The sequence below is a fragment of the Aliiglaciecola sp. genome (assembly GCF_039982535.1).
In the GTDB taxonomy this organism is placed as follows: domain Bacteria; phylum Pseudomonadota; class Gammaproteobacteria; order Enterobacterales; family Alteromonadaceae; genus Aliiglaciecola.
The window spans coordinates 36,482-57,712 of record NZ_JBDWYG010000019.1 but is presented as its reverse complement, the minus strand read 5'-3'; the positions used below and the strand labels follow the sequence as shown (position 1 = coordinate 57,712).

Genomic DNA, 21,231 nt, shown 5'->3' with positions numbered 1-21,231 from the left:
CTGGCGTTTCTTCTAGGATCCGTTGCGTTTTAATGCATCGAATTTTTGAGAATACATTGTCCAATAACCAAAATACAGCCATCCCAACTCGTGAAGATCTGCAAAAGCAGCTTTCAGAATGCCTAGGCAGCGATATTTTTAGACTGCAAAAGCGGTTGAATCGTCTAGTCAAAGGTAAATCTACTGATGCTCAGTGGTTATCTGTGGCAACTGCCATTGAAGAATCCATATTGCTTCGTCAGTTTAAACAGGAAAATATTCCGGATATTAAATATCCCGATTTACCTGTTAGTGAGCATAAAGACGCTATAGGCGAGGCAATCGCCAATCATCAAGTAGTGATCATCGCTGGTGAAACGGGATCAGGGAAAACCACCCAAATCCCGAAAATTTGTTTGGAGCTTGGGCGGGGTGTTGATGGGCTCATTGGTCATACTCAGCCTCGTCGATTAGCAGCAAGAACGGTTGCTGGGAGGATTGCCGAGGAGTTAGGTACATCCATTGGTGAAAAAGTTGGCTTTAAAGTTCGATTCTCAGATCATGTGGGTGATGATACTTATATAAAGTTAATGACCGATGGTATTTTGCTTGCAGAAATGCAAGCCGATAGGTTTTTAAGTAAATACGATACATTAATCATTGATGAAGCCCATGAACGTAGTTTAAATATCGACTTTATTTTAGGGTATTTAAAACAATTACTCCCTAAAAGACCTGAACTGAAATTAATCATTACCTCTGCCACCATAGATCCAGAGCGTTTCTCAAAACATTTTAACAATGCTCCTATCATTCAGGTTAGCGGTCGAAGTTATCCGGTGGAAATACGTTATAACCCGCTGCAAGACAATGATGAAGAAAGCGATCAAATTCAGGGGATTATTTCTGCCGTTGATGAGTTAAGTCGTGAAAAGCGTGGGGATATTTTGGTCTTTTTAAGTGGTGAGCGCGAGATTAGAGACACCGCTGATGCCTTAAACAAGCAGAATTATAAAGCCACAGAGGTGTTACCTCTTTATGCGCGTTTATCGGTGGCGGAACAAAACCGTATATTTCAATCTCACGGTAGTCGTCGAATCGTTTTAGCGACCAATGTGGCGGAAACGTCCCTTACGGTGCCAGGTATCAAATACGTAATTGATCCCGGGTTTGCAAGATTGTCTCGTTATAGTTATCGCAGTAAAGTTCAACGTTTACCTATCGAAGCCATATCTCAAGCCTCAGCAAATCAGCGAGCAGGCCGCTGTGGACGGGTTTCTGAAGGAATTTGTATACGTCTTTATTCTGAAGAAGACTTTAGCGGACGCCCAGAGTTTACTGATCCTGAAATTCTGCGTACCAACCTTGCCTCAGTCATTTTACAGATGTTGTCGCTAAAGCTTGGCAACATTCAAGACTTTCCCTTTGTTCAGCCCCCGGATAATCGATTTATTAACGATGGCTTTCGTTTGTTAGAAGAGCTTACCGCTGTGGAGAAGCGTCAGGGTCAATTGAGCTTAACACAGACCGGACGACAAATTGCTAAGTTACCTGTTGATCCTCGTTATGCCAGAATGGTGGTGGAAGCAGGGCACAATAACTGTGTTTCCGAATTAATTATTATTGCTGCCGGCTTGAGCATTCAAGATCCCAGAGAACGTCCTCAAGATAAACGGGCAGCGGCAGATCAGCAACATGAAAAGTACGCAGACAAACAATCCGACTTTGTGTCCTTATTAAACCTCTGGCAAGACTTTAAGTTACAACAACAGGAATTATCCGCGAATCAATTACGTAAATGGTGTCGAACCCACTTTATTAATTATCTGCGAATGCGTGAATGGCAAGATGTGGTTAGCCAACTGAAAAAATCCATTGTTGAGGTTGGATTTCGCTTAAATAAGCAAGAAGCTGATTTTGATACTGTGCATAAAGCCATCTTATCTGGATTGTTATCGCATATTGGTTTTAAAGATAAAGAGCGCGAATTTGAAGGGGCTAGGGGATCTAAATTTATGATATTCCCTGGTTCATACTTATCCAAAAAGCCACCAAAGTGGACCATGGTTGCAGAGCTTGTGGAAACCTCAAGGTTATTTGGGCGCTTGGCCGCCAAAATTGAACCTGAATGGATTGAGCCTCTGGCGAAACATTTAACTAAATATCAATATAGCGAGCCGGTTTGGTCGAAAAAGCGTGGAGCTGTACAAGCGCTGGAAAAAGTCCTGCTGTTTGGTCTGACAGTTGTCAACAACAGGCACGTGAATTTTAGTCAAATTGACCCTGTTGTTAGTCGTGAAATTTTTATTCGAGAAGCCTTAGTAAACGCACAAACTAAATTATCCTACGACTTTATTCACTACAACCAATCACTTATTGAAGATATACAATTGCTCGAAGAAAAGTCACGCCGTCGCGACGTATTAGTCGACGAGGAAGAGTTAGTGGCTTTTTATGAACAGAGCCTGCCTCAGCATGTATGCAGTGAAAGTGGCTTCAAAAAGTGGTGGAATAAAGCAGAGCCGAAAGTTAAGGAAAGTTTAAAGTATGATCCTGAGCAGCTGAAAAAACACCAAGCAGAGCAGGTCAATGAACTCAACTTCCCCGACACTTGGCAACAGAACAACCTGAATCTTCAATTAAGCTATTGTTTTGAGCCTAACCAGATAGATGATGGGGTGAGTTTAATCATTCCTCTACCTATTTTAAATCAACTTGAGGAAATCGGCTTCGACTGGTTGATACCTGGCTTTCGTCATGAATTAATAGTGACGTTAATTAAGTCTTTACCAAAAAGGTTAAGACGTAATTTTGTGCCCGCACCGAATTTTGCTGATGCCTGTATGTTAGATATGAAATCTACCGATAATAAAGGTCATCCTTTGACATTTTTAGCTGCCTTGAGTAAAAAGCTGCTACAAATGACCGGGGTTCAAGTAGCGGAAGAAGAATGGCAGTGGGAAGGGCTTCCCGAGCACTTAAAGTTCAATTTTAAAGTGGTAGATGGCAAAGGAAACTTGTTAAAACAAGGACGTGACTTACATGTACTCAAGTTTGGATTACAAGAAAAAATATCCACCACCCTAAAACAAGCGGCCTCTCCAGAGATAGAAAAAAGCGGACTTACCCAATGGGACTTCTCTGAACTTGAAGAAGAATATATAGACAATTCTCAGGGGTATGAAGTCAAAGCGTACCCTGCGTTGGTGGATGATAATAAGAGTGTCGCCATCAAGTTATTTGAAAGTCCAGAGAAAGCATTAAACATGCATCGACAGGGGCTGCGTCGTTTGATCATGTTAAACATTCCATCACCCTTAAGTTATTTAAAAGAAAAACTACCCAATAAAGCGAAATTAGGTTTGTATTTTAATCCATTTGGTCAAATACAAGCGCTTATCAATGACTGTATTGAAGCGGGTGTTGATCACTTAATAGACCGTTTTGAAAGTGAAAATAATGTTCGCATTCGTTCTCCAGAGCTATTTGAACAAGCACGAGACTTTGTTCGCAAAGACATAAACGAAGTGGTTCTTGATATTGCAAAAAAAGTTGAGGTTGGTTTAACCCAAGCACATCAAATACAAAAGAAATTAAAAGGTAATGTGCCGCTTAATATGATCAGTGCCCATGGTGATATTAAACAACACTTAAATTCTTTGGTTTTCCCAGGTTTTATTACCCAATTTGGTATCGTCAAAATTGACGATTGGAATCGCTATATCAAAGGTATTGCTCGACGGTTGGAAAAGTTACCCATTGATCCTAATAAAGACCGCCTGCATCAACTTAATATTGAAAAAGTGCAAGATCGGTATCAGGCGGCATTAAATAAAATACCTAAAGGTAAAGCCGTGCCAGAAGAGTTAGGATTCGTGCGTTGGATGATAGAAGAGTTGCGTATATCCTTCTTTGCGCAACAACTTGGAACACCTATGCCTATTTCCATGAAGCGAATTGAAAATCAATTGCTATCATTTTAAGCGATGTTCGTTGACTTTATTGCAGATGCACCCTATAAAAGTCATAGATGTTTATTGATAGGATGAGGTAAAAGATGTTGGGATACGATGACAAGCGAAACTTTTTTCGAATGATGTTGAATTCACCGTGTGAGTTGACTGTACACGATGATGAGTCGACTCGTTCCATCCCTGCAGTTTGTAAAGATATAAGTGCTACAGGTATGTCTTTTGAGGTGGAAGAAGAGTCGGTAGAGATAGGAACGCTTGTTGATGTGGCAATTGAATCCACAAGTAGCCAGATCCCCTCGCTAAGTGCCAAAGCCAAAGTAGTGCGCTGTGAACGTAGCTCTGATAGCAGTTGTATTATAGGCGTTGAAATTATTGAAATGAATTAGGGTTTGAATTTATTAAAGACCAAAGGCTGAAGAGCCCTTGGTCTGTTTAGCTGACAAAAATAAAAAGCCTAATTGACTCTACAAACCAGCCCTTTCAAATAAAACCCTTCAGGATAATTACTTGCCACAGGATGGTCAGCGGCTTGTCCTAAGCGCTGTAAAAAATGCACTGTTTTATTCGCATCTAATGCGGCATCGGCAACCACTTTTTGAAATAAATCTGACGATAATAAACCTGAACAGCTAAATGTCAGTAGTATTCCACCTGGATTAAGAATTTTCATCGCCAGCATATTAATATCTTTATATCCTCGACAGGCTCGCGTTAAAGATGCTTTTGAATCTACAAATTTAGGTGGATCCAGGACGATCATATCAAAGGTTGTACCCTTGTCCCGGTATTCTCTCAAAGCTTCGAATACGTCTTGCTTTACAAACTTCGCTTTACTGATATCTAGATTATTTATCTCGATGTTACGTTTTGCGGTTTCTAAAGCATTGTCTGATACATCCATATTGACCACGCTCTTTGCCCCTCCCTTGAGGGCATAACAGGCAAACGTACCTGTATAGCTAAAACAATTTAATACCTGTTTATCTTTGGCATAAGTGGCGGCAATTGCTCGGCTATCTCGCTGGTCAAGGTAGAAGCCTGTTTTATGGCCTTGTTTGAGGTCAACAATGATTTTGATCCCATTTTCCTCAATAATAACCTCATCGGGTACTTCGCCATGTAAGGTTTGCACAATTTCAGGTAACCCTTCTTTTGCTCGAACGGCCACATCACTGCGTTCCAAAATACTGCAATAAGGAAAGCGCTTGTTTAACGCCCAAACAATTTTCTTACGGTGTTTTTCTGCGCCAGCTGAAAGTAATTGACAGACAATAACATTGGCATATTTATCAATAGTGATCCCTGGCAGCCCATCTGACTCTCCAGCAACCAAACGATATCCAGTTAACCCATGTTGTAATATGATGGGCTCCCGTAATGCGATGGCGTTATCTAGTTTGCGTAGAAAGAATCCATTGTCTACGACCTCTTGACGATCAAAGGTCCAAACCCTGACTTGTATTTGAGATTCCGTTGACCAAGCACCTTTAGCTAGAAAATCTCCGTCATCAGAGAAAATATCAACAGTATCGCCATTACGCACAACCCCCTTATGTTCTTTGATAGCGCTTGCAAATATCCATGGATGTTTACGTAATAATGATTTTTCCCGACCGGGATGGAGAATGACAGATGCACTCATAAAAAATTCCAAAGTTGATTAAATTAGTCATAAGTGACTAATTTAACGAAAAGGTGACTAATTTTGAGATTGTACAGCAGTCACTATATGATAGCGAAATGCGATTTAATTTTTAACTTATGGAGTGATTTTTGAACAGTCAACAGAGCATGTCATTTGTGGATTTTGAAAAAGGCGGATCCGCTGAGTCTTTAACAATAAATAGCACTAGTATTCCTAGTATTGATGCAAATGAAGTATTGGTTAAGGTTAACGCATTTGGGGTGAATAGAGCGGATACTTTGCAAAGACAAGGTAAATACCCGCCTCCAAAAGGCGAAAGTGAAATTTTAGGGTTGGAAATTGCTGGTGTTGTAGTAGCTGTGGGAAGCGACGTTACTAATATCAAAGAAGGCGAGCGAGTGTTTGGGTTAGTCGCTGGGGGCGGCTATGCACAATACGCTAAAATTCTAAGTGATCATGTGTTTAAAACACCAGATAGCCTTAGCTGTGAACAAGCGGCTGGAATTGCAGAAGTTTTTTTAACCGCTTACCAAAGTTTATGTGAAATTGGTCAACTGCAACACGGACAGTCAACCTTAATACATGCTGGAGCTAGTGGAGTAGGGCTTGCCGCTATTCAGCTGGCTGATTTGATTGGTACCAAGATCGCAGTAACCGCTTCTTCAAGCAAAAAATTGCAAGTGTGCGCTGATTTGGGCGCCGATACTTTAGTTAATTACAAACAACAAGACTTTGCTGAAGCATTATATTCTGAACGTTTTAAAGCAGATGTGGTAATTGACTTTATTGGTGCTGAATATACCAATCGAAGTTTAAAAGTGCTGAATATGGATGGCTGTATTATTCAGTTAGCCCTGCTAAATGGTCGTTTTGGCGATAAATTAGATATGGCCTTATTGCTAGGTAAACGAGCAAGAATACAAGGTTCTACCCTGAGAAACAGAAGTGATGAGTATAAAACAAACTTAATCAATGGGTTCTGCCAACGCTTTTTGAGTGAGTTTGAAACGGGCAAGTTGAAGCCGATAATTGATACTGTCTACTCAGTTGAAGAGATTGCTAAAGCACACGCTAGAATGGAAGTTAATGACACCATTGGTAAATTAATTTGTAAATGGTAGCAGGGGAGCCCCCTGCAACCTAAACTGTGGGGTCAAGTCTATTGAAAACCGCTGTCTTCCAATAAATCTTTGGATTCGGCGGCGGTTCTTGCTAAATCATCGCACCGTTCATTTTCAGGGTGTCCTGAGTGGCCCTTCACCCATTCCCACTGAATCTTGTGCTTTTGAGCTTGTTCATCAAGTCTTTTCCATAAGTCAGCATTTTTAACCGGCTTTTTATCAGAAGTTCTCCAACCGTTCTTTTTCCAATTTTTAATCCATTGATTAATGCCGTTTTTAACGTATTGGCTATCTGTGGTGAGTGTTACCTGACATGGTTCTGTAAGAGTACTTAAAGCTTCGATTGCTGCTAGTAACTCCATACGATTATTCGTAGTATGTTTAAAACCTTGGCTTATTTCTTTGTTGTGTTGATTAAATTTAAGAACAGCACCATAACCACCTGGGCCAGGATTACCAAGACAAGAGCCATCTGTAAAAATTGTAATATGCTTCATGGAAATATTCGTGATTTAAAGTTGTAGGCAAGTATAATGATTGCTACTACTAATGCCAATTGAGTTGATATAAATGCGTCAAATTGTTTTAGATACGGAAACGACTGGAATTGATCCTAAACAGGGTCACAGAATTATTGAAATAGGTTGTGTGGAGTTGGTTAACCGCAAGCTTACCGGTAATCATTATCATGTTTATATAAATCCAGAACGTATTGTAGAAGCTGAAGCCATAGAAGTTCATGGTATCACCAATGAGTATTTGGCAGACAAACCAAAATTTAGAGACATAAGCCAAGGGTTTGTAGATTTTATTCGTGGGGCGCAGCTGGTGATCCACAATGCACCATTTGATATTGGCTTTATGGATCATGAATTTCAGTTAATGAATCCGGTCAGTCCGGTAAAAAGCCGGGAGATTTGTCGGGTTCTTGATACTCTAACCCTGGCGAGGGAATTACATCCGGGTCAAAAAAATAACTTGGATGCGTTGTGTAAACGTTACGGTATTGATAACTCCCATCGAGAGTTACACGGGGCTTTGCTGGATTCAGAAATTCTAGCAGACGTTTATTTGTTGATGACAGGTGGACAAACCGACTTAAACTTGAGCGGCAACAAAGCAAACGAAAACAGTAATCAAAACGCAAATGCCATTCAACGTTTAGATGCAAACCGAAAACCATTCAAGGTTATCCAAGCTTCTGCCGATGAATTAGAACAACATCAAGCACGATTAAAACTTGTAGAGGACAGCAGTGGTTCTTGTATCTGGCATCAGCCAAATTAGGTTAATGAGTCTATGGACAGCAATAATATTGCTGTCGTTTCTTGGCATGACTCACGTTCATGCCCAAAGCCCTGTTGAAGAAAACCTGCAACCATTGCATGAATTAGGGGATAAATATCACAACAGCATTAAGTTACTGCAAAATCGTTTTCGAATAGATTACCAAGTTGATGAAATTACAATGGTGTTTTTTCGAGAATTTGGCAGTGCCCCCGTTGTTCTGGTAAAACCTGATGGCTCTAAAATTTTCGAATCCGATGCCGATGGTGAAAATATCTTTTGGTATGATTCTGCAACTTATGACCTCGTCAATATTAAAAACCCCACGCCTGGGCCTTGGCAAGCTGTAGGGCAAATATTGCCAGAAAGCCGAGTCATGGTGATAACGGATATCGAACTTCATGCTAAACCTCTCCCTAGTGTTTTATTTTCAGGGGAAATCCTCAAACAGACCGCTCGATTAACTAATGGCGGCGAGCCCATCAGTGCGACAGAGTTTCGCGATGTTGTCTCATTAGAAATAAAGTTTGTGAGTACCAATAACCCGAATTATAACAATTTCGGTGCAGAAATCGCGACCATAGCAACCTTTGAAGATAATGGCCGCGGAATGGACGAAACACCATTAGATGGTGTGTTTACGGGGCAGTTTAACCTTTCTGTGGCCAATGGCGAGTGGACACCGGTATTTATGGTAAGCACCCCTATGCTTACCAGAGAGCAAGTTGATCCGCCGTTAATGCTTTATCCCAACCCGATTAAAATTAATATGATTGAGGACGGTGGAGGGGATGGATATCACAAGTTAATGATTGATGCAGAGCGCGAATATGTGGATATGAATTCGCTGTTAATAGATGGCAAAGTACGCTTTCCAAATGGCGATGTACAAAATTTTTCATTAACCGAACAAACCCCAAATGCACGAGAATATTTAATTGTGAATTATGAGTCTGGTGTCTATCGCATAAAGTTAACCGCATATGGAAATACTAAAAGCGGGCGAGATTTTATTTTGGATGTGCCGGAATATACCTATTTAGTTGAAGAGCCTGAGGTCGTTGTAGAACCACAAATGCAAACTACTAACGGAGATGGTAATAATCTTACTGATTCTAGCGCACTTTCAACCCAATCAATGCCAAATGACTCCATAGAGCCTGAGGATGAAAAAATGTCTCAAGGCCTATTTTGGGGGCTTATTATCGGGATTAACTTGATAATTATCGTTATTGGCAGTGTAACCCTGTGGTGGTATTTAAAACCTTCCCAAAAGCCCATGAAGGCGGAACCAAGTAACACCGTCAATGGGGATAGCCCGAAAATAAGTGTAATGAATAAAATTAAAAACCTTTTTTCTAAAAAAAAGGTTGAGCAACCAGAACCGTCTCCTGTTAAAAAGAATAAAGATGATTCAGGAATTATTGATTTAAGCATTCCTAAGAAAGACCAATAGATAAATAGTCTTTGGTTTCTTCTGTGTTTTCAACGTGTATTTATTGAGCGTTTTTGAGTCTTTTGCACAAAATTAAAACAAATAAACACATTAGCTTCGGATATACGAAAAAACTGGTTGACTCGCCAATAGTGAACCCTTATTATCTGCGCCGCGGTTGACTAGGGGGTTATACAAAACTAGTTAATAGCATTTCAATAGGTCAGCGGAGTGGTAGTTCAGTTGGTTAGAATACCGGCCTGTCACGCCGGGGGTCGCGGGTTCGAGTCCCGTCCACTCCGCCAACATATTGAAAAAAATTTGCGAATGGAGTGGTAGTTCAGTTGGTTAGAATACCGGCCTGTCACGCCGGGGGTCGCGGGTTCGAGTCCCGTCCACTCCGCCAGCAAATTTATTCTGTTTTAAAATGCGGAGTGGTAGTTCAGTTGGTTAGAATACCGGCCTGTCACGCCGGGGGTCGCGGGTTCGAGTCCCGTCCACTCCGCCATTTAAAACGACAGACTTGTCTATAAGTCGACAGCAATGTGTTTTTATACAATGCTGTATTTTCCGAAATTATCCATTCTTTAGTTAATTATATTCCCAGCAATTCTTTGTGTTAAAGCCGTTCATTTTTGTATCTAAAATTATTGTTTGTTGAAACAACAGATAATTAAATTATCTGCTGTTTAACTATTACTTCTTCTTTGCTTTTAATTAGCTTTCCTTGAGTGATTGCTGTTTCTACGCAAATCATGCTTTCAAAGCTATCTGAGTGCATATCTTTCATTCTTAAGCAGTTGTCTTTCCATGGGTTCCAAACAACGATACTGTCGTGTCCTGTTGAGCGTACGCTTATATGGTGACCATTGTTGATTTCGACCAATACCGCAGGATGCAAATGTACGCGGTCGGTTTCTTGCCTAATTCGATAGATTTCTGGGGTTTCAAATTCCTCATAACCTTTGGTTTTGTCCAAATAGGGACCTGACAAACCCACAAGGGAAACGTTATCAATATCGTCAATGCTAAAGTAGCTGTGAAGCGCACAGCCTAGATTTATATCTTCGGCGTCTAAATTGCGCGTTATCAACTCTACAACCAAGGTTTTACCCACAGTGACTCTCAGTTTTAATGTGCTTTTATATGCCCAGCCTGGGCCTTGAGTCGTTTTGGGACTCAATATTAATTGGGTACCTTGATTGCTTTCTTCTGCTGAGTCTAAAGACCAAATTTGAGTGCGGACAAAACCATGAGAGGGCAGGTCATCGCGATTTTGCTTATGCCCATCTCCAAACCAAGGCCAACAAATTGGAATTCCACCACGAATGGCTGTTTTGTTGTCAAATATCGCCGCATCGCTAACCCAAAGTCGGTCAATATTATCTGTTTTTGGTATGAAACTTAAAATATGCCCACCGAATAGAGAAATCGTAGCTTCTGCGAAATCGTTGTTAATTTCTAATATATCGTTCTCACCTCGTTTACCGGTGGAGATACTAGAGGGTGTGTTCATATTTAAATACCTATTTAAATGAGTGTTAATTAAGAATGCTGGAATGGCTAATATATGATCGAAACAAGGGTTTTACTAAACTTGTTCGGAATAATATAAAAAAAGCGACCCTAAGGTCGCTTTATGTATTTTTTAAATCTGTTTTTATTTGCTGATATGGGCAACTAAATCCAGAACCTTGTTAGAATAACCAATCTCGTTATCATACCAAGATACGACTTTTACAAAGGTGTCTGTTAGTGCGATACCCGCTTTGGCATCAAATATAGATGTTCTAACATCGCCAATAAAGTCTTGTGAAACGACAGCGTCTTCTGTGTAGCCTAAAATACCAGCTAAGTCACCTTCTGAAGCTTCTTTCATAGCCGCACAGATTTCATCGTAAGTGGCAGGCTTTTCTAAGTTAACCGTTAAATCAACTACAGATACATCTGCAACTGGCACTCTAAATGCCATTCCGGTTAATTTACCGTTTAATTCAGGGATAACTTTGCCGACCGCTTTTGCTGCGCCCGTAGAAGATGGGATAATATTCTGACTTGCACCGCGTCCTCCTCGCCAATCTTTATGAGAAGGGCCATCTACCGTTTTTTGCGTCGCTGTGGTGGCATGAACAGTAGTCATCAATCCGTCAACAATACCGAACTTATCATTCAGTACTTTAGCTAAAGGTGCTAAACAGTTGGTGGTACAAGACGCGTTTGAAACGATGTCCTGGCCTGCATATGATTCATGGTTAACACCCATAACAAACATAGGCGTAGTGTCTTTTGATGGAGCAGAAAAGACCACTTTTTTCGCGCCAGCTTGAATATGTTTACGTCCTGTTTCGTCAGTAAGAAATAAGCCGGTACATTCAACAACAACATCAACATCTACTTCGTCCCACTTTAGGTCAGCAGGATCACGTTCTGAAGTCACTCGTACTTGCTTGCCATTTACCACTAAATGACCGTCAACCACTTCAACAGTACCGTTAAATTTTCCATGAGTTGAATCATACTGAAGCATATAAGCCATATAATCAGTATCAAGAAGATCATTGATTGCTACAACTTCAACATCAGAGCGTTCGCACGCAGCTCTAAAAACAAATCGTCCAATTCGGCCAAAGCCATTAATTCCAATTTTGATTGCCATGAAGGTTCCTCAATTTTACATTTGGTTGTAAGATAATTACAAAAATTATGGATCATAATTGCCTATAAGGCAAAAAAAACCCGTATATTTGTTGTTTTATTACGATATATTCACTGCAAACGTATTCAATAACGATTTATTAACATTTTGAAGGATAATGTATTTGCCATCATATCAAAGTTTACGGGTAAAATTAGTACCTTATTAATCACTAATTTCAGTTAAACTTGAGAAACGAGGTGCTATTTATTAGCCTTAGTAGGTTTATAGATAATGTTTTGAGCACTCAAGATGGTGAGTCTTTAAATTCGCGACGCAGAGTCGTAGGTAATATCTACACAATATAGTGATAGATATTTTTACTACCTGCTAGGTAAAATTTCAGTTTCATATGAGACGATGTTTCTCTTAAAACTCGTCAAAGTACTATATTAATAGGACACAAAGCGACATGACTTCTCCTCTTATCGATAAGCTTGTAGATATAAAAGGTGTAGAATCAAATTACATTGATGCATGGGGTAAACCCGAAATCGTAAATGAACAAAGTAAATGTAAATTATTAAAGGCAATGGGGTACCAGGTTGATGACGAAGAGTTATTAATCAATCAGGTAGAAAATGAGTTTCAACAAGTCTGGATGTCGCCACTTAACCCTGTACAGGTTAATCGTGATAGCGATGAACTTTTTATTACTGTTCGCTTACCTATTGAATTGGTTAATGATGACTTTGTTATTGCCATTGATTGCGAAGATAAGAGCAGAGTCGAGCAGAAGTTTGTGCCTATAGATGGGGACTTAATTAACGCAACCATCATTGAAGATATCGAATTTCAAGAATACCTGATTAAAATCAACCATTCGTTGCCGCTAGGGTATCACCAGCTTTGTTTGTTAGCAGACGATGGTGATCAAATTGCAGTTATGCGAATGATAATGGCGCCGTCGGCTTGTTATCATCCTCAAACAATTTTAGAGGGGGACAAGGTGTGGGGCTTAAGCGTACAACTTTACTGTCTTCGCAGCGAAAATAATTGGGGAGTAGGTGACTTTTCAGATTTGGCTCAGTTGGTTGAGTCGGCAGCCAAAAATGGAGCTCAATTTATAGGTTTGAACCCTATTCATGCCCTTTATCCTGCCAACCCCGAAGCTTGCAGTCCTTATGGCCCTTCCTCCAGACGTTGGCTTAACTTTATCTATTTAGATGTTACTGCCATTGATGGTTATAACAGTAAAGACGTACAAGCGTTGGTAAACGATGCTGAGTTTAAATCTAGTTTAGAACACCTACGTAGTGTTGAATATGTAGATTATGAAGGTGTTACACGTTTAAAGTTACAAGCTCTTGAGCTAGTTTTCGAAAACCAAAACTCCCAGTTTTTAAGTAAAAATACTAAGCAAAATAAAGCCTTTAAAAAGTTCATAGATGACGGTGGCGAAAGCCTGCAAATGTTAGCGACTTATGATGCTTTACAGGAGCACTTGGCTATTGAAGGTAAACCTTCTTGGGGCTGGCCAGTTTTTCCAAAAGAATATGCAGACTTTCAATCACCAGCCGTTTCCAAGTTTGTTAAAAAGAATAAAAAGAGAATCAAATTTTATTTGTTCTTACAATGGCAGGCAGCATTGCAACTTGAAGCTGCAAATCAGGTTGCCAAACAAAATAGCATGTCCATCGGTATTTATCGTGATTTAGCTGTGGGTGTTAGCGAGGGAAGTGCGGAAATTTGGGGTAATAAAGATCTCTATTGCACCGATGCAAGTGTGGGAGCTCCGCCCGATGTGCTTGGTCCCTTAGGACAAAATTGGGGCTTGCCTCCCATGGATCCTGAAAAACTCTATCACCAACAATATCAACCAATTATCGATTTGTTTGATTCAAATATGAAGTCTGCCGGTGCATTACGAATTGATCATGTGATGGCATTGTTGCGGTTGTGGTGGGTAGCCAAAGGCGATGATGCTAAAGAGGGCGGCTATGTATATTACCCCGTAGACGATTTGTTAGGTATTTTAGCCCTTGAAAGCCAACGCCATAAGAGCTTAGTCATTGGTGAAGATCTGGGTACAGTGCCTGAAGAAATTCGCGATAAACTAGCTGAAAATGGCGTGTATTCCTATCGCGTTTTCTTTTTTGAGCAAGCCAAAGATGGTGGATTTTATTCGCCTTCTGATTATCCCATTCAATCTATGTCAACCTTAACGACTCACGATATGCCGACTCTTTCTGGTTATTGGCATTGCCATGACCTTGAGCTTGGCAAAGAATTAGGATTGTATCCAACTGATGAGATATTATCGGGCTTGTACGCTAGTCGGCATGATAATAAACAGCGAATATTAGATAGCTTACATGGTCACCATTCCATACCAGAATGGATGGATCGTAAAGTTGATCAACTTGGCATGAGCAAAGAATTAAACTATGACATGCAAATACATATGGCAACAGGTTCAAGCGCATTACTCAGTCTGCAACTTGAAGACTGGTTACAAATGAATAAACCTGTCAACATACCTGGTACGTTTAAAGAGTATCCAAACTGGAAGCGCAAATTAAATAAAGATTTAGAGCAAATATTCTCTGATCCGGAAATTGTGCTTTTAGCGAAAAAATTAACTGAGGCAAGAGACAACGCAAAGTAATTCTGTAATTATACTTTACTTAAACGGTTAAGGTTCTATATTTTGAACTGACGTTAACCCAAAAGGCGAATCAATGTTAATAGAAGAAGAATTAAAGCAAGCAAATTGTACGGAACCATTTGAGTTTTTAGGTAAAAAAACCATTGAAGATTTAACCCAATTTAATATTTGGTTACCAGGAGCAAAAAATGTCAGCGTGTTTGATTTAGATTCTGGAAAAAGCATTGGTAAGCTAAAACGAAAGAACAAAACAGACCTATTCTGTGGTCAGTTTAAGAAAGTAAAAGTTAACCTAGTATATGGTTTGAAAGTTGAGACCGAGGATACAACATACGAATTGATTGATCCTTATCAGTTTCAAGAGCAAGCATTTCACGCCGTGCATTATGTTGATCACGCTCCGGAAAATGTGTATCAGCAGTTAGGTGCACAGCTAGTTTCTCTAGATGTTGGTTTAGACAATAAAATAGACGGTACTCGGTTTGCGGTTTTTGCTCCTAATGCGAAGGCTGTATCGGTGATTGGTGACTTCAATTACTGGAATGGTAGTTGTCATCCGATGCAGAAAACGTCAATGGGCTACTGGGTGTTATTTATTCCAGGTTTAACGGCCGGACAGCGTTATAAATATCAAATTAAAGATATCGACGGCAACCAATTACCCCACAAAGCCGACCCAGTTGGTTTTAGTGCAGAACAATATCCATCCCATGCTTCTATCATATTTAATCAAAATGATTATCAATGGAATGATGCTGATTGGTTGGATAAAGCGAAAGCAGATAAATACTTGCAGCCAATGAGTATTTACGAAGTGCATTTAGGATCTTGGAAGCGACCAACTGACCCAAGCAAAACCTATTTGAGCTATCGCGAATTGGTAGATGACCTTATTCCTTATGTAAAAGACATGGGTTACACCCACCTAGAAGTTTTACCTATTTCTGAGTTTCCATTTGATGGATCTTGGGGGTATCAGCCGGTAGGGTTGTTTTCACCAACAAGCCGATTTGGCGATCCTGATGACTTTAAATTCTTCGTCGATCAATGTCATCAAAATGGCATTGGTATCATTATCGATTGGGTGCCTGCTCATTTTCCTGAAGATGGCCATGGCTTAGCACGTTTTGATGGTACCCATGTATATGAATATGAAGATCCCCGTAAAGGGTGGCATCCAGATTGGAACTCTTGTATCTACGACTTTGGTAAAGATACGGTGCGTCAATTTTTAGTAGCTAATGCGTTATTCTGGATTGAGCATTTTCACATTGATGGTTTGCGTGTTGATGCTGTTGCATCCATGTTATACCTAGATTACTCCCGTAAAGACGGTGAATGGATCCCAAATGTTGATGGCGGAAATGAAAATTACGAAGCCATTAGCTTTTTACAATGGATGAACAAAGCAGTTTACGAAAAGTATCCCCGAGCAATGACTATTGCCGAAGAGTCTACTTCGTTTCCAAAGGTGTCTAAACCTGTTTTCGAAGGCGGTTTAGGATTTGGCTTTAAATGGAACATGGGCTGGATGCATGACTCCTTGCATTACATTAGCAAAGATCCTTCTTATCGTCGCTATCACCACGGCGAAATCACTTTTAGTATGGTCTACTCATTTAGTGAGAGTTTCGTTTTACCTATCTCCCATGACGAAGTTGTTCATGGCAAAGGAGCATTATTAAGAAAAATGCCTGGCGATGAATGGCAACAAGCAGCAAACCTTCGTTGTTATGCTGGTTTTATGTATGCGCACCCTGGCAAGAAGCTAAACTTCATGGGCAACGAAATTGGACAAAGTTCTGAGTGGAATCATGATGCTTCCTTGCAATGGGATTTGCTCGATTTCGATAAGCACAAAGGTATTCAATCTTTGTATCGCGACTTAAACAATATATATCGTACTTACCCAGCGCTTTATGAAAGCGATCATGATCCTGACTGTTTCGCATGGATAGACCACGGAAATGCTGAGCAGTCTATGCTTTCCTTAATGCGTAAATCTAAGGATGGTAAGCAAACTGTAATTGCTGTTAGTAATTTTACGCCGGTGCCTAGGGATGAATTTAGAGTAGGAGTTCCTGAAGAAGGTGAGTACCATTTAATAATGAATTCCGATGATAAAAAATATTGGGGTAGTGATTACAAAGTACTTAAAAAAGTACAAACTGAAGCAGTAAAATGGAATAATCAACCTTATTCTATTCGCATTAATATGCCTCCTTTGGCGACATTGATGTTACAAATAACTGAGTGATAATTTGGCTAATTCAACACAAAATGACTTTTCAGTAACGGAAGGTAAGTGCCTTCCCTTAGGTGCAACGTTAACTAAAGCTGGCTGTAACTTTGCCGTTCACAGCCCAAACGCTCAACAAGTATTGCTATGTCTGTTTAAATCAGACACTGAAGAACCAATTGAAACTATTGAATTAAAAGCAAAAACCGGTGAAGTGTGGCACGGTCACATCGAAGGCATTAGCGCTGGCCAGTTATATGGTTACCGTACTCAAGGAGAGAACAAACCTTGTAATGGTAATCTTTTCCATCCGGAAAAATTACTAATTGATCCCTATGCCAAACAATTAAACCGTGCACTGCATTGGAATCGCAAAAAGTACGAGGGTGATAGCGCTCTGATGATGCCCAAGTGCGTTGTAGTGGAGGATAATAATCCACCATTAACCGACGATCATAAACGGCCGAACACACCTTTAAGTGAAACCATCTTATATGAGGCACATGTAAAAGGTTTAACCCAACTTCATCCTGATGTTCCTAAGAATATTAGAGGGACGTATTTGGGGGCTTGTCATCCTTCGATTATTCAACATTTAAAAGATTTGGGCGTTTCAGCCGTACAGTTTTTACCCGTTATGGCCTTTATGCCAGAGCCTTATATAACTGAGAAAGGTCTTACTAATTATTGGGGGTATAACCCCATTAATTATTTTTGCCCAGAGATGCGCTACGCCATTGATGATCCCATTACTGAGTTTAAAACCATGGTAGAAAAATACCATGAGGCAGGCTTAGAAGTTATCTTGGATGTGGTATTCAATCATACCGCTGAAGGGGGCCAGGATGGTCAGATATTATCTTTCAAAGGGTTTGATAATAGCGGTTTTTATCTGTTTGAAAAAGACCAGCATGGGCTAAGAAATTTCGAGAAATATGTCAACAATTCCGGTTGCGGCAATAGCGTAAACACAGCGTCCCCCTATGTTATGAAAATGGTGATGGATGCACTTCGCTACTGGGTAAGTTTTATGGGAGTGGATGGGTTTAGGTTTGATTTAGCTGCAGGCTTAGGTCGAGATCCTTATGAGTTTTCTAGTTCGTCTGGCTTTTTGACAACGCTTCGACAAGACCCCATTTTATCTGGCGTTAAATTAATCGCAGAGCCTTGGGATATCGGCTATGGCGGCTATCAATTAGGTCAATTTCCCGCCAATTGGCAAGAAGTTAATGATAAGTATCGAGATACCGTCAAAGGCTTTTGGCGTGGTGACGTTGGTTTGACTGGGGATTTTGCTACAAGGTTATTAGGTTCAAGAGATATATTCCCCAAAGGACGCCGTTCTATCCAGTCATCTGTTAATAATGTGACTTACCATGACGGTTTTACTTTGCATGATTTGATCTGTTATTCGAGTCGACACAATGAAGCAAATTTGGAAGATAATCGAGATGGCCATGGCCATAACTTATCTGCTAATTATGGTGTGGAAGGCCCAACTAAAGACGAAAGTATTAATATTTTACGTGAAAAACAGAAACGGAATTTATTTGCGAGCCTAATTCTTTCTCAAGGTATTCCTCATATTCTGGGCGGGGATGAGTTGAGCCGAACTCAATTGGGGAATAATAATGCATATTGCCAGGATAACGAAGTTAACTGGTCAAAGTGGACGTTAAACGAGTCACAACAAGACTTTCTAGGGTTTTGTAAGCAAGTTATCGCGTTGCGTAAAAACAGTATTATTTTGTCCGACTTATCACTTAAAGACGATGATTATAACCTTCACCACAATGTTGATGAGGTGAACTGGTATCGTCCCGATGGTGAAAGTAAATTGGACTCAGACTGGCAAGATCCCCATAAGCAGTCTTTCGCTGTTGAACTGAAGGGGTGTCCTAAACATACAGATGAACATTTATTAATGATATTTAATACATATGACCATGATGTTCGCTTTCATTTACCACAACTTCAAACCGGTCGCTGGTCGTTAGAATTAGATACTCGTTACAAAAAAACATCGTTACAACCTAAAACCGAAATAGCGAATGTATTTCTGCAGGCTTACCGAAGTGTTACTGTATTTAAGCGAACTTATGATTAAACATGTTTTTGTTCTATTTTGGAGATTGTTATGAAACTAACTGATGAGCAATGGCGTGAAAAGTTAACCGAAGAAGAGTATCGAGTATGCCGACAAAAGGGCACTGAAAGGCCATTTACGGGTGAGTTACTGCATAATAAAGAAACCGGAAACTACACTTGTACGTGTTGTGGCAGTATTCTTTTTTCATCTGAGGATAAGTATGATTCTGGCTGTGGTTGGCCTTCATTTTCTGCCCACACTAAACACGATAACGTCGCGTTTCATCAAGATAATACTTTGGGAATGCAGCGAATTGAAATCGTATGCAAAAACTGTGATGCACATCTTGGCCATGTTTTTCCAGACGGCCCAGCACCTACGGGTCAACGTTATTGTGTTAATTCCATTTCTGTTAGGTTTTCTCCCGAAAAATAACCTCTATTTGGACTATTTGAAAAATAGTTAAAAATATTTTTTGTAATATATTTACAAGAATTTCTATCAGAATGAGGCGATTAGCCATTGTTCCCCCTCAAAAGCCAAATTTATGAGGTAAAATTACATTCAATATCCGTGTTCATTACTATTATGTCTAAAAGCTGAAATTTTATACCAATTTGGTGATATGGGTAACTACCTTTAGAATAGCCGCGTTTTTTGATGCTATTAACAAATTAGGGTAGTAAAGAATGAATCAGCAGTTTGAACAGGAACTCATGGGCAGTTGGCAGGAGCGTCAAGAATACGCTGAATTGATGCAGCCGGTACTTGGTAAATTATATCGTGACAGCGCTGTTGAAATCTCGATTTTTGGCAGACCTATGTTAGGCGCCAGCGCAATTGATATTATTAAATCTCATCGTAAAGTTAGACGCCACACTGGTGATAAACTTAGATTAAGAGAAAGTTGGCCCATTCTTGAAGAAATGAGCAAACTTCAATTAGCACCCGCGCACATTGACTTAGGTAAGTTAGCTTACGCCTATCATCATGATGATAAATTCAAAGACATGGATATCAAAACTTATCTCGCTGAGCAACTTGCGACTATCGCAGGCAAGCAAGATAATCATCCTGTACAAGATGTGGTGTTATATGGTTTTGGTCGCATAGGAAGACTGTTAGCTCGTTTACTTATCGAGCGCCAAGGTAAAAATAACAAACTACGTCTTAAGGCCATTGTTGTTAGAGGCGGCAAAGACGGTGACTTAGAAAAGCGTGCTAGTTTGTTGCGCAGAGACTCTGTTCACGGGCCATTTAGCGGCAGTATTACCGTTGATCATGAACGTAATGCGATAAAAGCCAACGGATCATTTATTCAAGTTATCTACGCAGACTCCCCAGACAGTGTTGATTACACCCAATTTGGTATTCAAGATGCGATTGTTATTGATAACACTGGTATCTGGCGTGACCGCGATGGCTTGGGTTTGCACTTAAAAGCTAAAGGCACTAAAAAAGCAATTTTGACGGCACCTGGAAAAGGCGACGTTAAAAATATTGTATATGGTGTGAACCATAATGATATTACTAGCGAAGATACGATCCTTTCAGCTGCTAGTTGTACAACTAACGCCATAACACCGGTTCTTAAAGCGTTGGATGAACAGTTTGGTATTGAAAATGGACATGTTGAAACAGTTCATTCATTTACCAATGATCAAAACCTTATCGATAATTTCCACAAAGCTGAGCGACGTGGTCGCAGTGCAGCCTTGAACATGGTTATTACCGAAACAGGTGCAGCTAAAGCGGTATCAAAAGCTTACCCTCAGTTAGAAGGTAAGTTAACTGGTAATGCCATTCGTGTACCTACCCCGAATGTCTCTTTGGCTATTTTGAATCTAAACTTAAATAAGTCATCTGATAAAGAAGAAATGAACAATTTCTTAAGAGACCTATCTTTGTTCTCTTCATTGCAGCATCAGGTAGACTTTACCTCTTCAATTGAAATTGTGTCGACTGACTTAGTGGGTTCTCGTGCGGCTTCAGTGGTTGACTCTCAAGCGACAATTGTTGCTGGCAATCGTGCTACTTTATATGTTTGGTACGACAATGAGTTTGGTTATAGCTGTCAGGTTATGCGAGTTGTACAAGCCATGTCAGGTTTAGTTTATCCAACTATCCCAGCTTAAATAATAAACGAATAGGGTTGCCGT

At 40.1% G+C, this 21,231-nt stretch carries 14 protein-coding genes and 3 tRNA genes; 13 read left to right on the top strand and 4 right to left on the bottom strand.

Features of this window, described 5'->3' with window-relative positions:
• The first annotated feature begins 32 nt into the window (after window positions 1-32).
• Both hrpA and ABJV04_RS04260 read left to right on the top strand, forming a co-directional pair.
• Window positions 33-3,962: an ATP-dependent RNA helicase HrpA gene (gene hrpA, locus ABJV04_RS04265; protein WP_348490063.1), complete on the top strand. Its 3,930-nt coding sequence runs from the start codon at window positions 33-35 to the stop codon at window positions 3,960-3,962.
• Window positions 3,963-4,036: 74 nt separating this feature from the next.
• The gene (locus tag ABJV04_RS04260) at window positions 4,037-4,339 is read left to right on the top strand and encodes a PilZ domain-containing protein (protein WP_348490062.1); all 303 of its coding nucleotides are present in this window, start codon (window positions 4,037-4,039) and stop codon (window positions 4,337-4,339) included.
• Between the two features lie 68 nt (window positions 4,340-4,407).
• Here ABJV04_RS04260 and ABJV04_RS04255 read toward each other — a convergent pair whose 3' ends face one another.
• Complete coding sequence (locus tag ABJV04_RS04255; protein WP_348490061.1) at window positions 4,408-5,595, bottom strand: class I SAM-dependent methyltransferase; 1,188 nt, start codon at window positions 5,593-5,595, stop codon at window positions 4,408-4,410.
• 149 nt (window positions 5,596-5,744) lie between these two features.
• On the opposite strand from ABJV04_RS04255, the gene ABJV04_RS04250 reads away from it, so the two are divergent.
• On the top strand, window positions 5,745-6,719 hold the full coding sequence (locus tag ABJV04_RS04250) for an NAD(P)H-quinone oxidoreductase (RefSeq protein ID WP_348490118.1): 975 nt from the start codon (window positions 5,745-5,747) through the stop codon (window positions 6,717-6,719).
• A 38-nt stretch (window positions 6,720-6,757) separates the two neighbouring features.
• Here ABJV04_RS04250 and rnhA read toward each other — a convergent pair whose 3' ends face one another.
• Window positions 6,758-7,216, bottom strand: coding sequence for a ribonuclease HI (gene rnhA, locus ABJV04_RS04245; protein ID WP_348490060.1), 459 nt, complete (start codon window positions 7,214-7,216; stop codon window positions 6,758-6,760).
• Between the two features lie 73 nt (window positions 7,217-7,289).
• On the opposite strand from rnhA, the gene dnaQ reads away from it, so the two are divergent.
• The 5 genes from dnaQ to ABJV04_RS04220 all read left to right on the top strand — a co-directional run bounded on the left by dnaQ (window position 7,290) and on the right by ABJV04_RS04220 (window position 9,949).
• Complete coding sequence (gene dnaQ, locus ABJV04_RS04240) at window positions 7,290-8,006, top strand: DNA polymerase III subunit epsilon (protein ID WP_348490059.1); 717 nt, start codon at window positions 7,290-7,292, stop codon at window positions 8,004-8,006.
• Window positions 8,007-8,052: 46 nt separating this feature from the next.
• Window positions 8,053-9,462, top strand: coding sequence for a TIGR03503 family protein (locus ABJV04_RS04235; protein WP_348490117.1), 1,410 nt, complete (start codon window positions 8,053-8,055; stop codon window positions 9,460-9,462).
• A gap of 207 nt (window positions 9,463-9,669) precedes the next feature.
• Window positions 9,670-9,746: transfer RNA gene (locus tag ABJV04_RS04230), tRNA-Asp, on the top strand.
• A 24-nt stretch (window positions 9,747-9,770) separates the two neighbouring features.
• Window positions 9,771-9,847: transfer RNA gene (locus ABJV04_RS04225), tRNA-Asp, on the top strand.
• A gap of 25 nt (window positions 9,848-9,872) precedes the next feature.
• Window positions 9,873-9,949: transfer RNA gene (locus ABJV04_RS04220), tRNA-Asp, on the top strand.
• A 165-nt stretch (window positions 9,950-10,114) separates the two neighbouring features.
• Here the strand turns inward: ABJV04_RS04220 and ABJV04_RS04215 are convergent.
• Together ABJV04_RS04215 and gap are read right to left on the bottom strand one after the other, a co-directional pair.
• Window positions 10,115-10,957, bottom strand: a complete 843-nt coding sequence (locus ABJV04_RS04215) for a D-hexose-6-phosphate mutarotase (protein WP_348490058.1) — start codon at window positions 10,955-10,957, stop codon at window positions 10,115-10,117.
• Between the two features lie 144 nt (window positions 10,958-11,101).
• Complete coding sequence (gene gap / locus ABJV04_RS04210) at window positions 11,102-12,097, bottom strand: type I glyceraldehyde-3-phosphate dehydrogenase (RefSeq protein ID WP_348490057.1); 996 nt, start codon at window positions 12,095-12,097, stop codon at window positions 11,102-11,104.
• Between the two features lie 451 nt (window positions 12,098-12,548).
• On the opposite strand from gap, the gene malQ reads away from it, so the two are divergent.
• The 5 genes from malQ to ABJV04_RS04185 all read left to right on the top strand — a co-directional run bounded on the left by malQ (window position 12,549) and on the right by ABJV04_RS04185 (window position 21,207).
• Window positions 12,549-14,744, top strand: coding sequence for a 4-alpha-glucanotransferase (gene malQ, locus ABJV04_RS04205; protein WP_348490056.1), 2,196 nt, complete (start codon window positions 12,549-12,551; stop codon window positions 14,742-14,744).
• 73 nt (window positions 14,745-14,817) lie between these two features.
• Window positions 14,818-17,001, top strand: a complete 2,184-nt coding sequence (glgB, locus tag ABJV04_RS04200; protein WP_348490055.1) for a 1,4-alpha-glucan branching protein GlgB — start codon at window positions 14,818-14,820, stop codon at window positions 16,999-17,001.
• Window positions 17,002-17,005: 4 nt separating this feature from the next.
• The gene (glgX, locus tag ABJV04_RS04195) at window positions 17,006-19,090 is read left to right on the top strand and encodes a glycogen debranching protein GlgX (RefSeq protein WP_348490054.1); all 2,085 of its coding nucleotides are present in this window, start codon (window positions 17,006-17,008) and stop codon (window positions 19,088-19,090) included.
• A gap of 30 nt (window positions 19,091-19,120) precedes the next feature.
• The gene (gene msrB, locus ABJV04_RS04190) at window positions 19,121-19,507 is read left to right on the top strand and encodes a peptide-methionine (R)-S-oxide reductase MsrB (RefSeq protein WP_348490053.1); all 387 of its coding nucleotides are present in this window, start codon (window positions 19,121-19,123) and stop codon (window positions 19,505-19,507) included.
• 254 nt (window positions 19,508-19,761) lie between these two features.
• Entirely contained in the window at window positions 19,762-21,207 is a 1,446-nt protein-coding gene (locus tag ABJV04_RS04185; RefSeq protein ID WP_348490052.1) for a glyceraldehyde-3-phosphate dehydrogenase, read from the top strand.
• The last annotated feature ends 24 nt before the right edge of the window (window positions 21,208-21,231 follow it).

Excerpts from the sequence above, each read along its gene's own strand:
- hrpA (WP_348490063.1), top strand. The coding sequence starts at position 33 with ATGCATCGAATTTTTGAGAATACATTGTCCAATAACCAAAATACAGCC.
- ABJV04_RS04260 (WP_348490062.1), top strand. The coding sequence starts at position 4,037 with ATGTTGGGATACGATGACAAGCGAAACTTTTTTCGAATGATGTTGAAT.
- ABJV04_RS04255 (WP_348490061.1), bottom strand. The coding sequence starts at position 5,595 with ATGAGTGCATCTGTCATTCTCCATCCCGGTCGGGAAAAATCATTATTA.
- ABJV04_RS04250 (WP_348490118.1), top strand. The coding sequence starts at position 5,745 with ATGTCATTTGTGGATTTTGAAAAAGGCGGATCCGCTGAGTCTTTAACA.
- rnhA (WP_348490060.1), bottom strand. The coding sequence starts at position 7,216 with ATGAAGCATATTACAATTTTTACAGATGGCTCTTGTCTTGGTAATCCT.
- dnaQ (WP_348490059.1), top strand. The coding sequence starts at position 7,290 with ATGCGTCAAATTGTTTTAGATACGGAAACGACTGGAATTGATCCTAAA.
- ABJV04_RS04235 (WP_348490117.1), top strand. The coding sequence starts at position 8,053 with ATGACTCACGTTCATGCCCAAAGCCCTGTTGAAGAAAACCTGCAACCA.
- ABJV04_RS04215 (WP_348490058.1), bottom strand. The coding sequence starts at position 10,957 with ATGAACACACCCTCTAGTATCTCCACCGGTAAACGAGGTGAGAACGAT.
- gap (WP_348490057.1), bottom strand. The coding sequence starts at position 12,097 with ATGGCAATCAAAATTGGAATTAATGGCTTTGGCCGAATTGGACGATTT.
- malQ (WP_348490056.1), top strand. The coding sequence starts at position 12,549 with ATGACTTCTCCTCTTATCGATAAGCTTGTAGATATAAAAGGTGTAGAA.
- glgB (WP_348490055.1), top strand. The coding sequence starts at position 14,818 with ATGTTAATAGAAGAAGAATTAAAGCAAGCAAATTGTACGGAACCATTT.
- msrB (WP_348490053.1), top strand. The coding sequence starts at position 19,121 with ATGAAACTAACTGATGAGCAATGGCGTGAAAAGTTAACCGAAGAAGAG.
- ABJV04_RS04185 (WP_348490052.1), top strand. The coding sequence starts at position 19,762 with ATGAATCAGCAGTTTGAACAGGAACTCATGGGCAGTTGGCAGGAGCGT.